Origin of the sequence: Streptomyces sp. NPDC005706 (assembly GCF_040631045.1) — a bacterium.
Taxonomy (GTDB): Bacteria; Actinomycetota; Actinomycetes; order Streptomycetales; family Streptomycetaceae; genus Streptomyces.
Genome location: NZ_JBEXYS010000003.1, coordinates 1 through 12,584 on the forward strand (window position 1 = coordinate 1; position 12,584 = coordinate 12,584).

The 12,584-nt window shown below is 73.0% G+C and carries 11 protein-coding genes and 1 pseudogene; 8 read left to right on the plus strand and 4 right to left on the minus strand.

Annotated elements, in window-relative coordinates:
* Both ABZ478_RS06620 and gnd read left to right on the plus strand, forming a co-directional pair.
* Positions 1-459 (plus strand): annotated as a pseudogene (locus tag ABZ478_RS06620) (glucose-6-phosphate isomerase); the annotation flags it as partial.
* Positions 460-466: 7 nt separating this feature from the next.
* The gene (gene gnd / locus ABZ478_RS06625) at positions 467-1,351 is read left to right on the plus strand and encodes a phosphogluconate dehydrogenase (NAD(+)-dependent, decarboxylating) (protein ID WP_359545939.1); all 885 of its coding nucleotides are present in this window, start codon (positions 467-469) and stop codon (positions 1,349-1,351) included.
* Positions 1,352-1,424: 73 nt separating this feature from the next.
* Here the strand turns inward: gnd and ABZ478_RS06630 are convergent, their stop codons facing one another.
* Positions 1,425-3,218, minus strand: a complete 1,794-nt coding sequence (locus ABZ478_RS06630; protein ID WP_359545941.1) for a TIM barrel protein — start codon at positions 3,216-3,218, stop codon at positions 1,425-1,427.
* Between the two features lie 102 nt (positions 3,219-3,320).
* Positions 3,321-4,199, minus strand: coding sequence for a shikimate dehydrogenase (locus ABZ478_RS06635; protein ID WP_359545943.1), 879 nt, complete (start codon positions 4,197-4,199; stop codon positions 3,321-3,323).
* A gap of 142 nt (positions 4,200-4,341) precedes the next feature.
* On the opposite strand from ABZ478_RS06635, the gene ABZ478_RS06640 reads away from it, so the two are divergent.
* Both ABZ478_RS06640 and ABZ478_RS06645 read left to right on the plus strand, forming a co-directional pair.
* Positions 4,342-5,007, plus strand: a complete 666-nt coding sequence (locus ABZ478_RS06640; RefSeq protein ID WP_358928066.1) for a TetR/AcrR family transcriptional regulator — start codon at positions 4,342-4,344, stop codon at positions 5,005-5,007.
* A 220-nt stretch (positions 5,008-5,227) separates the two neighbouring features.
* Positions 5,228-6,583 (plus strand): MFS transporter, encoded by a 1,356-nt coding sequence (locus ABZ478_RS06645; protein WP_359545945.1) that lies wholly within the window; start codon positions 5,228-5,230, stop codon positions 6,581-6,583.
* A 432-nt stretch (positions 6,584-7,015) separates the two neighbouring features.
* Here ABZ478_RS06645 and ABZ478_RS06650 read toward each other — a convergent pair whose 3' ends face one another.
* The gene (locus ABZ478_RS06650; RefSeq protein WP_359545947.1) at positions 7,016-7,612 is read right to left on the minus strand and encodes a TetR/AcrR family transcriptional regulator; all 597 of its coding nucleotides are present in this window, start codon (positions 7,610-7,612) and stop codon (positions 7,016-7,018) included.
* Positions 7,613-7,690: 78 nt separating this feature from the next.
* On the opposite strand from ABZ478_RS06650, the gene ABZ478_RS06655 reads away from it, so the two are divergent.
* Positions 7,691-8,626 carry an NAD(P)-dependent oxidoreductase gene (locus tag ABZ478_RS06655; RefSeq protein ID WP_359546716.1) on the plus strand — a complete coding sequence of 312 codons (936 nt, stop codon included), beginning with the start codon at positions 7,691-7,693 and terminating at the stop codon, positions 8,624-8,626.
* 1 nt (position 8,627) lies between these two features.
* Here ABZ478_RS06655 and ABZ478_RS06660 read toward each other — a convergent pair whose 3' ends face one another.
* Positions 8,628-9,068 carry a PPOX class F420-dependent oxidoreductase gene (locus ABZ478_RS06660; RefSeq protein WP_359545949.1) on the minus strand — a complete coding sequence of 147 codons (441 nt, stop codon included), beginning with the start codon at positions 9,066-9,068 and terminating at the stop codon, positions 8,628-8,630.
* A gap of 99 nt (positions 9,069-9,167) precedes the next feature.
* Between ABZ478_RS06660 and ABZ478_RS06665 the strand changes: the two genes are divergently transcribed.
* The 3 genes from ABZ478_RS06665 to ABZ478_RS06675 all read left to right on the plus strand — a co-directional run bounded on the left by ABZ478_RS06665 (position 9,168) and on the right by ABZ478_RS06675 (position 12,402).
* Positions 9,168-9,752 carry a TetR/AcrR family transcriptional regulator gene (locus tag ABZ478_RS06665; RefSeq protein WP_359545951.1) on the plus strand — a complete coding sequence of 195 codons (585 nt, stop codon included), beginning with the start codon at positions 9,168-9,170 and terminating at the stop codon, positions 9,750-9,752.
* Positions 9,749-11,110, plus strand: coding sequence for an MFS transporter (locus ABZ478_RS06670; protein ID WP_359545952.1), 1,362 nt, complete (start codon positions 9,749-9,751; stop codon positions 11,108-11,110). The genes ABZ478_RS06665 and ABZ478_RS06670 overlap by 4 nt, the downstream gene beginning before the upstream one ends.
* Positions 11,111-11,178: 68 nt before the next feature.
* A complete protein-coding gene (locus ABZ478_RS06675; protein ID WP_359545954.1) occupies positions 11,179-12,402 on the plus strand; it encodes a serine hydrolase domain-containing protein in 1,224 nt (407 codons plus the stop codon).
* Positions 12,403-12,584 lie beyond the last annotated feature (182 nt).

Sequence of the window (12,584 nt, forward strand, 5' to 3'; positions counted from 1 at the left end):
CAGGGCACCGAGCTGATCCCGGCGGACTTCATCGGCTTCGCCCGCCCCGTCGACGAGCTGAGCGGTGAACTCGCGGCCCAGCACGACCTGTTGATGGCGAACTTCTTCGCCCAGACCCAGGCCCTCGCCTTCGGCAAGACCGCCGACGAGGTCCGCGCGGAGGGCGTGCCGGACGAACTCGTCCCGCACAAGACCTTCCCGGGCGACCGGCCGACGACCACCATCCTCGCGCGCGAGCTGACCCCGTCCGTGCTCGGCCAGCTCGTCGCCCTCTACGAGCACAAGGTGTTCGTGCAGGGCGCGGTGTGGAACATCGACTCCTTCGACCAGTGGGGCGTGGAGCTGGGCAAGGTCCTCGCCAAGCGCATCGAGCCCGCCCTGACCGAGGGCGCCGCCGTGCCCGGTCTGGACCCGTCCACCACGGCCCTCGTCGCCGCCTACCGTTCTCTCAGGAAGTGAATAGATCATGCAGCTCGGTCTCATCGGTCTCGGCAAGATGGGCGGCAACATGCGCGAGCGGATCCGCCGCGCCGGCCACACCGTCATCGGCTACGACCGCAACCCCGAAGTCTCCGACGTGAAGAGCCTCGAAGAGCTGGTCGAGAAGCTGGACGCGCCGCGCACGGTCTGGGTGATGGTCCCGGCCGGCACCGCCACCCAGGGCGTCGTCGACGAACTCAAGGACCTGCTGTCCGAGGGCGACACGGTGGTCGACGGCGGCAACTCCCGCTGGACGGACGACGAGAAGCACGCGGCCGAACTGGGCGTCAAGGGCATCGGCTTCGTCGACGCCGGTGTCTCCGGCGGTGTGTGGGGCCTGCAGAACGGCTACGCCCTGATGGTCGGCGGCGACAAGGCGCACGTGGAACGGCTCCGGCCGATCTTCGAGGCGCTCAAGCCCGAGGGCCCCTACGGCTACGTCCACGCGGGCCGGGTCGGCGCCGGCCACTTCTCCAAGATGGTCCACAACGGCATCGAGTACGCCATGATGCAGGCCTACGCCGAGGGCTGGGAGCTGCTGGAGAAGGTCAAGTCGGTGGACAACGTCCGCGAGGTGTTCCGCTCCTGGCAGGAGGGCACCGTCATCCGCTCCTGGCTGCTGGACCTCGCGGTGAACGCCCTGGACGAGGACGAGCACCTGGGCAAGCTGCGCGGATACGCGGAGGACTCCGGCGAGGGCCGCTGGACCGTCGAGGCCGCCATCGACAACGCGGTGCCGCTTCCCGCGATCACCGCCTCGCTGTTCGCGCGGTTCGCCTCCCGGCAGGAGGACTCACCGCAGATGAAGATGATCGCCGCGCTGCGCAACCAGTTCGGCGGCCACGCCGTGGAGGCGGCGAAGAAGGACTGACCTCGGGGGCGACGGCGGCGCCGTCCCCCGTGAGCGGCCCGGGTCGTCCACGGCGACCCGGGCCGCGGTGCGTTCAGTGCGGGGCGTGCTGCGCGGCCAGCCGCACCGGGGCGTTCGCGGCGCCGTAGCCCCGGTAGCCCGCGTCGCGCTGGACCAGTTCGAAGAAGACCCGGCCGACGGTCACGGTGTAGCAGTGCCGGAAGGCGCCGCCCGAGTCCCGGTCGTAGAGGATGCCGAGGTCCCGGTACGTCTGCAGTTCGCCGGCCTCGAACTCGTACCGTGCGGCCAGGTCGTCGTGGTAGTTGGCGGGCACGGGCAGCAGCCGGCCGCCCGCCGCGCGGAAGGCGCGGGCCGCGGCCACCACGTCGCCGGTGGCGAGCGCGATGTGCTGGGCGTGCGCGGTGTCGTCGGTGGGCGCCGCGCCGACGGACAGGGCGATCCGCACACTGCCGTCGGCGTTGCTGACGGCGCGGCTGCGCAGCAGGCCGTAGGGGTCGGCGAGGTCGACGCTCTGTTCGGCGTCGAGACCGAGGACGCTGCGGTGGAAGAGGGCCGCCTCGTCGAAGTGGTGCCAGGGCTGGGTGAGGGCGAGATGGTCGACCCGGACGGCGCTGGGCGCGGGGGCCCCGTGTTCCGGCAGGTCCTCGAAGTCGGCCCGCCAGTGCGGGAGCTGATCCCCTTCGGTGGCACAGAAGAACAACTCGGTGCCGTCGGGGGCGGACACCGCCTCCAGCGGGGCGTCCCCGGGATCGCGGTGGCGGGGCAGGGCGGGCGCGAGCAGGGCCTCGGCGCGGCGCGCGGCGGCGGCCGGGTCCGGGGACTCCAGGCCGATCGCGGCGAGCCGGGTGCCGTCCCGGCGGGCGGCCGGGCCGGTGTTGACGAGGACCCGGGCCCGGCCCGACTGCCACAGGTCGACGGGCTTGCCGCGGTGACGGGCGACGCGGGTGAAGCCGAGGGCGGCGAGGACGGCGGTGACCGGTTCGGCGTCCGCGGTGAGCAGTTCGGCGAAGGCGACCCCGGTGGGTACCACGGGCGCGGGCAGCTCCGCCACGCCGGCGGCCTCCTGCAGGAGCAGCAGGGAACGGTGGGCGTCCACGGCGGTCGGGCCGGCGTCGGCCTGCCGGAAGACGTCGTTGAAGACCTCCAGCGAGAGCGGTCCGGCGTATCCGGTGCGCAGCACGTGCCCGAGCAGGTTCGCCAGATCGAAGCCGCCCTGGCCGGGGAAGCACCGGTAGTGCCTGCTCCACTGCAGGACGTCCATGGCGAGCAGCGGGGCGTCGGCCAGCTGGAGGAAGAAGATCTTCTCGCCGGGGATGTCCGCGATGCCTTCGAGGTCCTTGGGGCCGGAGCCGCGGGAGAGGATGTGGAAGCTGTCCAGGCAGGTGCCGAGCGCCGGGTGGCCGGCCGCCTCGACGATGCGCCACGCGTGCTCGTGGGTGTTGACGTGCCGCCCCCAGGCCAGCGCCTCGTAGGCGACCCGGATGCCGAACTCCCGCGCCAGGTCGGCCAGCCGGCCGAGCTGGCCGGCGGCGAGCGAGTCGTCGTCCACGGCGTGCGGGGAGACGCTGGAGCAGACCAGGACGGTGTCCGCGCCGAGCCGGTTCATCAGCTCGAACTTGTGCCGGGCGCGGCGCAGGTTGCGGCCGAAATCGGCCTCCGGCACCGCCTCTACGTCGCGCATCGGCTGGTAGAGGTCGATGGTGAGGCCGAGGTCGGCGCAGCGGGCCCGGATCTCCTCGGGGGTGAGCGGGCTGGCGAGCAGGTCGTTCTCGAAGATCTCCACCCCGTCGAAACCGGCCCGGGCGGCGGCGGTGAGCTTCTCGGTGAGCGAGCCGCTCAGTGAGACGGTGGCGATGGACGTACGCATCCGGGTGCCTCTCTGCGTCGGGGCTGTTTCGGGCGCCGCGCCGGGCGGCGACGGGGGCGTTCGGCGCTACTTCGGCGTGGTCCGCTACTTCGGCGTGGTCCGCTACTTCGGCGTGGTCACGGCGCCGGCCAGCTCGGTGAGGTCCGCGAGCATCCGCGCGCTGTCGGGTTCCCGGCCGGTGAAGAGCCGGAACGCGTCGGCGGCCTGGAAGGCGGCCATGCCACCGCCGTCGAGGGTGGCGCAGCCCGCCGCCCGGGCGGCACACAGCAGCTCGGTCTCCAGCGGGCGGTAGACGACCTCCGCGACCCACAGCCGCGGACGCAGCAGCTCGGCGGGGAGCGGCAGGCCCGGGTGGGCGGCCATGCCGGTGGGGGTGGCGTGCACGATGCCGTCGGCGCCGGTCAGCAGGTGTGCCAGGCGGTCGGGGGTGGCCGGGACCGCCCGGCCGTCGCCGAAGTGCCGGTTCAGGGAGCCGGCGAGGGCGGCGGCCCGCTCCGGCAGGGCGTCGACGACGGTGACCCGCCCGGCTCCGAGGGTGAGGGTGGCGTGGGCGACCGCCGCGCCCGCGCCGCCCGCGCCGAGCTGCACGACGCGCTCCAGTGACACGTCCGGAAGGCCGCGCGCGAAGGCGGCGGCGAACCCGGTGACATCGGTGTTGTGGCCGACGGCGCGCCCGTCCTCGCCGAAGACGACCGTGTTGACCGCGCCGAGGGCCCGGGCCTGCGGGGCGAGCCCGTCCAGGTGCGGGACGACGAGCTGCTTGCACGGGTGGGTGATGTTGAGCCCGTCGTACCCCAGGTCGCGGGCGGCCCGGACGAGGTCGCCGACCGCCTCCGGCGGGACGCCGAGGGTGTCGATGCCGATGGTCCGGTACAGGTAGCGCAGCCCCTGGCGGTCGGCCTCCCGTTCGTGCAGGGCCGGACTGAGCGACGGGCCGATGCCGGAACCGATCAGCCCGACGAGATACGAGTCCTTGGCCACGAAGCCCTCCCGGCACGCTCACTAATGTACGAACTAGTACGTTAGCTATATCAGCAGTGGCCGTCTTCGGGAAGACCCCTACGGCCCGCCCCACCCCTGCTTCTAGAATCACCGGCACTGGCCCTACGCCCGAAGGAACCCGATGACCAGCGTCGACGAACCGGTACGACCCGGCGGGCGGACACGGGACGCCGCCCGCACCCAGGCCGAGATCCTCGACGTGGCGACCCAGGAGTTCGCCCGGGCCGGCTACGACGGCGCCCGGGTGGACGAGATCGCGGCCCGCACCCGCACCACGAAGCGGATGATCTACTACTACTTCGGCGGCAAGGAGCAGCTCTTCACGGCCGTGCTGGAACGGGCCTACGGCGTGATCCGCGAGGCCGAGCAGCAGCTCGACGTCGAGCACCTGGACCCGGTCGCGGCGATCCGGCGGCTGGCCGAGGTGACCTTCGACCACCACGAACTGCACCCGGACTTCATCCGCCTGGTCAGCATCGAGAACATCCACGGCGCCGAGCACATCGCCGCCTCGGAGAAGCTCGGACGGATCGGCTCCCCGGCCCTCGAGGTGATCCGCCGGATCCTGGCCGCCGGGCAGGAGTCGGGGTTGTTCACGGCCGATGTGGACGCCGTCGACCTGCACGCGATGATCAGCTCGTTCTGCTTCTTCCGGGTCGCCAACCGGCACACCTTCGGCGCGCTGTTCGGCCGCGACCTCGTCGACCCGGCACAGCGCGAGCACTACCGCGCCATGCTCGGCGACATGGTGATCGCCTACCTCACGGCGGAGCGGGCCGCGGACTGAGCCGCGGCCCCCGGGGGCGACCGCGAGTCGCGCCCGCCCCCCGGCCACGGCGGCCGGAGCCGCGCACGGGCCCTTGACAGCGGGGAAACGCGGGCGCAACATCCCACCCATCACGACTAACTATCCAGTGGGTTAATTAGCAGCCGTGATCCGGCCCTTCGCCCCGCCGCTCACTCCCCCTGCCGTCCGGAGGGTGGAGTCTCCCCGAAGGAGCACCGCCGTGTCCGTCCCCGCCCCAGCCCCGGCCGAGGCCCCGCCCGGCCAGCCCAGGAAGGCCGCCCTGGCCGCCTGGATCGGCAGCGCGCTCGAGTACTACGACTTCTTCATCTACGGAAGCGCCGCCGCGCTGATCTTCCCGAAGGTGTTCTTCGACGCCTCCGACCCGGCCACCGCGACCCTGCTGTCGCTGGCCACGTTCGGCGTCGCCTACGCCGCTCGGCCCGTCGGCGCGCTGTTCCTCGGGCACTTCGGCGACCGCCTCGGCCGCAAGAAGATCATGGTCTTCACGCTGCTCCTGATGGGCCTGTCGACGTTCCTGATCGGCTGTCTGCCCACCCACGCCCAGGCCGGCGGACTCGCCCCGGTCCTGCTGGTGCTGTGCCGGGTCCTGCAGGGGATCTCGGCGGCGGGCGAACAGGCCAGCGCCAGTTCCATGAGCCTCGAACACGCGCCGCCGGGCAGGCGGGGCTTCTTCACCAGTTTCACGCTCAGCGGCACGCAGGGCGGCCAGCTCATCGCCACCCTGGTCTTCATCCCGGTCGCCCAGCTCCCCGAGGACCAGTTGCTGTCCTGGGGCTGGCGGGTTCCGTTCTGGCTGAGCGTGGCGGTCGCGGTCGTCGGCTACGGCATCCGGCGCCGGCTGGAGGAGACCCCGGCCTTCGCCCGGCAGGCGGCGACCGAGGGCGTGGTCCGGCTGCCGCTGGCGGTGCTGCTGCGCGAGCACTGGGCGGACGTGCTGCGGGTGATCGCGGGCGCGCTGGTCGCCTCGGTGAGCACGATCTTCACGGTGTGGGCGCTGGCGTACGCGACCAGCGACGCGGTCGGCATGTCCCGTACGTCGATGCTGTGGGTGGGGGCGCTGGCCAATGTCGTGGCCCTGGCCGCGATCCCGCTGTGGGCGACGCTGTCCGACCGGATCGGACGCCGTCCGGTGTACCTGGTCGGCACGGTGGGCAGCGCGGCGGCGATGGCCGGCTACCTCTGGGCGATCTCCACCGGCTCCTATCCGCTGACCCTCGTCCTCGGGATCGTCGCGTTCGGCATCGTCTACAGCGCCGCGAACGGGGTGTGGCCCGCGTTCTACGGCGAGATGTTCGCGACCCGGGTCCGGCTGTCCGGCATGGCCATCGGCACCCAGATCGGCTTCGCGGTGGCCGGTTTCGCGGTCACCTTCGCCGCGGAGATCGCCGGTCCGGGCGGTGCCGACTGGTCGGCGGTGGCCCTGTTCACCGCGCTGTTGTGCGTCCCGCCGACCCTCGCGGCGCTCTCCGCCCGCGAGACCCACAAGGTCCCGTCGGACCTGCTGGGCGAGCGAACGGCCCGCAAGGAGCCGCACCCGGAGACGGTGTCGGCCTGAGCCCCCCGGCCAGGGCTCCGGACGGCTCCGGGGCCCTGCGGCGCGCTGCACCGCGCTGTCACGGGCAAGGGGGGCGGTCTCACGAGGGCGCAGGGCCGCCGCTTCGCGAAGGCGGAGGGCTGCCGCCCCACATGTGCGGGCGCGCGGACTCGCCGGGGCGAAGGAGCTCGTGGCCTCGCGAGAGCGGAGTGCTGACGCGCCACGAGCGCCAGCAATCGGGCCCACCAGAACGAAGGACCGCAAGGCCTCACCAAGGCGAAGGGCTGCCGCCCCACGAGTGCGGGCGCACGGACTCGCCGGGGCGAAGGACCGCAAGGCCTCACCAGGCCAAGGGCCGGCGCCCCACGACCGCCAGCGGACTCACCAGCGCGAGTGCCCGCAGCGCTCGCGAGGGCGGAGGGCTGACGCCCCTGACGACCGGGGGCCGTGGCCTCACTGGGAGCGGCTCGCCGCCGCGTCGAGCAGGGGGCCCAGTTCGCGGACCGCCGTCTCCAGCGGACGGACGTCCCGCTCGGCGCGGGCCATCAGGATCGCGCCCTCCAGGGTGCTGATCATCAAGGTGGCCAGGGAGTCCGCGCGTGCCGCCGGGACGCCCATGCCGGTCAGCGCCTCGGCCACCGGGCCGCGCCAGGCCGCGAACGCGCTCGCCGCCGCCTCGCGATTGGAGCTGCCCGACGACGCGCGGTCCACGGTCGCGGCGGCGACCGGGCAGCCGGCGGCGAAGCCGTCCACCCGGTACTCGTCCGTCCATTGCGCGGCCATCGCCGCGAACAGCGCGCTCGGCGCGGGCTCTTCGAGGCCCGCGACGAAGCGGGCGACGCGCTTGCCGGCGTACCGGCCGGCCCATGCCACGGCCTCGTTGACCAGTTGCTCCTTGCCGCCCGGGAAATAGTGCTGGAGCGAGCCGCGCGGTGCCCCGGCGAGAGCGGCGACGTCCCGCATTCCGGTCGCGGCGACCCCGTCCCGCCGGATCAGCTGGGCCGCGCTGAACACCATCCGCTCGCGCGGTCCGTACCGCGACTCCGCCATGACGGACCTCCGATCACCCTCACCCTCACTCTATGACCGGCGTCATAACGGCCGCTACTATGACGACGGTCATAGTCGATCCGGAGGTCCCGCGCGGAACTCCGCCGGAGTGAGGGGCGCCCCGTGAACGTCGCGAACGTCGGTTTCATCGGTCTGGGAGTGATGGGCCGGCCCATGGCGCTGCGGCTGGCGGCATCCGGCACGCCGCTGGTGGTGTGGAACCGGACGCCGGGGCGGGCCGAGCCGCTGCGAGCGGCGGGCGCCGGCGTCGCGGCGAACGCCGCCGGGGTGTTCGCGCGGGCGGAGGTGGTACTGCTGATGCTCGCCGACGAGGCCGCGGCCGACGCCGTCCTCGGTCGCGGCACCCCCGGCTTCGCCACTCGGGTCGCCGGGCGCGTCGTCGTCCACATGGGCACGACCTCGCCCGAGTACTCCCGCGCCCTGGAGGCCGACGTCCGGGCGGTCGGCGGCCGGTATGTCGAGGCGCCCGTCTCGGGGTCCCGCGTCCCGGCGGAGCAGGGACGGCTGGTCGCCATGCTGGCAGGCGAGGAGTCCGCCGTCGACGTCGTACGACCGTTGCTCGCACCCCTGTGCCGGGAGACGTTCGTGTGCGGTGCGGCGCCGAACGCGCTGCTGATGAAGCTGTCCGTGAACCTCTTCCTGATCACTCTGGCGACCGGGCTGGCCGAGGCGTTCCACTTCGCCGGGCGGCAGGGGCTCGATCCGGGCCTGTTCCTGGACGTGGTGGACGCCGGCCCCATGGCCAGCGGGGTGTCGCGAATGAAGGCGCCGAAGCTGCGCGAGCGGGATTTCGGGGTGCAGGCGGCCGCCCTGGACGTGCTGAAGAACAACCGGCTCATCGCCGAGGCGGCCCGCAGGGCACACCTGGCCTCGCCGCTGCTGGACGCCTGTCACGCCCTGTTCGAGGAGACGGTGTCACTGGGACACGGCGGCGAGGACATGGTGGCGGTGCTGCGGGCGATCGAGGCGCGGACCGCCGCGGCGACGCCGTAGCTCAGCGCTTCGGGATGCCGTACGCCCGCTCGACGCGCAGCCGCAGCACGAGCCGGCGGTCGCGGACCATGGCGGCCCGGTAGTCGTCCCAGTCCGGGTGCTCACCGGAGACGTCCCGGTAGAGCCGGACCAGTTCCTCGACGGTCTCGTCGTGCGGGTCCCGGGCGACGGGCGAGAGCTCGGCGGTGCCCTCGGCGACCGCGTAGGCCCACCGGTCGGCGGTGGTGACGTGGTAGGACGCGCGGGGGTCGCGCCGCAGATTGCGGGTCTTGGCGCGGTCGTCGGTGAGCGAGACCCGGATGATCCGCTCGTCCGGATAGAAGACGTGGGCGACGTTGGACAGCTGGGGCCGGCCGTCCCTCTTCAGGGTGACCAGCACCCCGCCGTGTCCCTCACCGAGCAGCTTGAGCAGTGCGTCGTCCTGCGTGTCGTCCTGAGTCATACCTGGGTCAACTCACCGGGGCGGGCCGCGCATTCCCACTCTCAGCACGGAACGGAAGACGAGTAGACACTGTCTACGGGCACCTGGTAGACAGTGTCTATGACAGCTGATCCCGACTCGGGCCTGCGGACCCGCCTGGTCGACGCCGGAGTGGCACTGGTGGCCGCCGAGGGGGCACAGGCACTGACGCTGCGGGAGATCGCCCGCCGGGCCGGGGTGTCGCACGGGGCACCCCGGCGCTACTTCCCCACTCATCTCGAACTGCTGTCGGCGATCGCCGGCCGCGGCTTCGCCGACCTGGCCGACCGGGTACGGGCGGCCCTTGACGGAGCCGGGCCCGATCCGCGCGAGCGGGTTACGGCACTCGCCCGGACCTATCTGGCGTTCGCCCTCGACAACGCCGGCATGTACGAGCTGATGTTCCGTCACGATCTGCTGGAAAGCGGCCACTTGGGTCTTCGGGACACCAGCCTGCCCCTCTTCGGGCTGCTCACGGAGCTGACCGGCCGGATCAGGCCGGAAGCGGACGCCCGGCGGGTGGCCGGTGCCCTGTGGGCGAACCTGCACGGCATCGCCCAGCTGTGGCGCTGGGGAAGTCTGCAACTCGCCACGGGTGCCGACGACTTCACGCCCCTGCTGGACGCGGCCCTGCTCGCTCATCTGGGCCCGGCGGGCGCCCGGTGAACCGCAGGTCGACGCTGGCGAGCAGTGTGGCGGGCGCCGTGCTCGTCGCCCTGGACGGCACGGTCCTCACCGTCGCACAGCCCTCCCTGCAGCGGGCGCTGCACGCGTCGTACGCGCAGGTGCAGTGGACCAGCACCGCGTATCTCGTGGCGGTGGCGAGCCTGCTGGTGTTCGCGGGGCGGCTCGGTGACCGGTACGGACAGCGCCGGATGTTCGCCGTCGGCATGCTGGGGTTCGGAGTGGTGTCGGCGGGCATCGGACTCGCGCCCGGGATCGGCTGGGTGATCGGACTGCGCGCGGCGCAGGGGGTGTTCGGGGCGCTGCTGCAGCCCGCCACGCTCGGCATGCTGCGCGCCGCCTTCCCGCCGGACCGGCTCGCGACGCCGCTCGCGGTGCGCACCAGCGCGATCGGACTGGCGGCCGCCGTCGGCCCGCTGCTTGGCGGGGCGCTGGTGAGCGGTCTCGGCTGGCGGGCGGTGTTCTTCCTGAGCGTGCTGCCGGCGGTTGGCTTCGGGCTGACGGCCCTGGTCCGGCGGGGACCGGAACGGCCGCCGGTGAGCCGGGACCCGCTCGATGTACCGGGCGCCCTGCTCCTGGCCGTGTCCCTGGCCTGTCTCGTGCACACCCTGGTCGCGCTCCCCGCCACGACGACGGCCACGGCGGCCGGGCTGGGGGGCGCCGTGCTCGCCGGTGCCGCGTTCGTCCGGCACGAACGGCGGGCGGCGAGTCCGCTGTTGCCGCCCCAGGTGATCGGCTCACCGGCGGCCGGCGCGGCGCTCGGTGTCCTCGTCACCGTGTCGGCCTCCATGTTCGGCACCCTGTTCGTCGAGACATACGTCCTGCAGCGCCGGCTCGGTCTCGATCCGTTCGACAGCGCGCTGCGCGGTGTACCGCTGGCGGTGCTGATGGTGGTGTCCGCGCCGCTGTGCCCGCCGCTGCTGCGCCGGGTGGGCGCACGGTGCGCGGTGGCCGCGGCGACGGCGGTGATCGCGGTGGGCGTGCTCGTCCTGTCCCGGGCCACCGGAGCACTCGCCCAGGGTGGTGCCTTCGCGCTGCTGGGCGCCGGGTTCGGCACGGTGATGGTGGCGGCCACCCATGTCGTCGTACGGCGTGCGGACGTGGCGGTGGCCGGGGTGGCGGGCGGGCTGCAGCAGACGGCGCTGAACGTCGGGCCCGTGGTGGGGGTGGCGGCGGGCACCGCACTGATGGGCGCGGGAGCGGGGACCGCGCTGCTGGTGCTCGCCGGGGCGGCCGCGGCCGCCGTGCCGATGGCCCGCGCGCTGCCGGGGCGGGGCGTCGTGTCGATCACACACACCACGGCGGACGGGGTCCCTCCCGGCGTTCCTGCGCGACGATGAGACCGTGCGGCCGGTCCGGCGGGAATGCCGGTCGTGCCGCGCGGGTACGACGCGACCGGAGGAGAGCGATGGCAGAGCTGCGGCAGGAAGCCGACCCGGGTGAGGCCGGTCTGGACCCCGAGGCGCTCGACCGCCTGGACCGGCACTTCGCCCGCCTCGTCGACGAGGGGCGGCTGCCCGGTTACCTGGTCTCCGTGGCGCGCGGCGGCCGCGTCGCCCACCTCACCGCCTACGGCCACCGGGACCGCGCCGCCGGGCTCCCGGTCGGGGCGGACACCCTGTGGCGGATCTACTCCATGACCAAGCCGGTCACCGCCGTCGCGGTGCTGCTGCTGGTGGAGGAGGGCCGTCTGTCCCTCGACGACCCGCTCGAACGGCATCTGCCCGCGTTCGCGGCCCCTCGGGTCCATGAGGGCGGCTCGGGCGCGGACCTGCGCACCCGCCCGGCCCGTGGCCCCATCCTGATTCGGCATCTGCTGACCCACACGGCGGGCCTGACCTTCGGGTTCTACTACAAGCACCCCGTCGACGCGCTGTACCGCGAGGCGGGCCTTGAGTACTCGGTGCCGCCGGGCAAGGACCTCGCCGAGACCGTCGAGGTGTACGCGCGCATGCCGCTGCAGTTCGAGCCGGGCACGCGGTGGAACTACTCCGTCGCCTCCAATGTGCTGGGCCGGGTGATCGAGGTCGTCTCCGGGCAGCCGCTGGACGAGTTCTTCGCCGAGCGGATCCTCCGTCCGCTCGGCATGACGGACACCGGGTTCCACATCACCGACGAACAGTGCGACCGACTGGCCGAGTTGTACGGCGAGACGGAGGACGGCGGCATCACACCGGTCCCTGGGCTGCCGGTACGGGGCCGGCCGCTGTTCCTGTCCGGCAGCGGCGGCCTGGTCGCGTCCGCCGGGGACTTTCACCGGTTCATGGAGATGCTGCGCCGGGGCGGCGAGCTGGACGGCATCCGCCTGCTGTCGCCCGGGTCGGTCGCCCGCATGACCGCCAACCAACTGCCCGGCGGCGCCCAACTCGACTCCTTCGGCGCCCCCGTCCACCAGGAACGCTCCAACGCGGGCCTCGGCTTCGGCTTCAACGTCTCCGTCGTCGTCGACCCGACCCGCACCCTCGCCCCGACCAGCCAGGGCACCTACGGCTGGACCGGCGTCGCCACCACCGCCTTCTGGGTCGCCCCGGCCCACGACCTGACCGTCCAGTTCATGACCCAGGTCCGCCCGAAGAACCTGAAGGTCTTCCCGGACCTGCGCCGCCTGGTGCACGAATCCCTGCTCGACTGACCCTTGTCACACCCCCGCACCACCTTCCTCCATGTCATCGGATCAGAACGGGGCACGCTGCCGCCCTGATGGACACCTGTGCCCTGTGACGTACATCACTCCCCTGCCTGGAACTCGTGGACGGCCATCGGCGAACAGCAGGTGACCATGTCTCCGAGACCCGAGGACGCGACATGAATCGC

Coding starts and splice junctions, on each gene's coding strand:
- gnd (WP_359545939.1), top strand. CDS start 467: ATGCAGCTCGGTCTCATCGGTCTCGGCAAGATGGGCGGCAACATGCGC.
- ABZ478_RS06630 (WP_359545941.1), bottom strand. CDS start 3,218: ATGCGTACGTCCATCGCCACCGTCTCACTGAGCGGCTCGCTCACCGAG.
- ABZ478_RS06640 (WP_358928066.1), top strand. CDS start 4,342: ATGACCAGCGTCGACGAACCGGTACGACCCGGCGGGCGGACACGGGAC.
- ABZ478_RS06650 (WP_359545947.1), bottom strand. CDS start 7,612: ATGGCGGAGTCGCGGTACGGACCGCGCGAGCGGATGGTGTTCAGCGCG.
- ABZ478_RS06660 (WP_359545949.1), bottom strand. CDS start 9,068: ATGACTCAGGACGACACGCAGGACGACGCACTGCTCAAGCTGCTCGGT.
- ABZ478_RS06665 (WP_359545951.1), top strand. CDS start 9,168: ATGACAGCTGATCCCGACTCGGGCCTGCGGACCCGCCTGGTCGACGCC.
- ABZ478_RS06675 (WP_359545954.1), top strand. CDS start 11,179: ATGGCAGAGCTGCGGCAGGAAGCCGACCCGGGTGAGGCCGGTCTGGAC.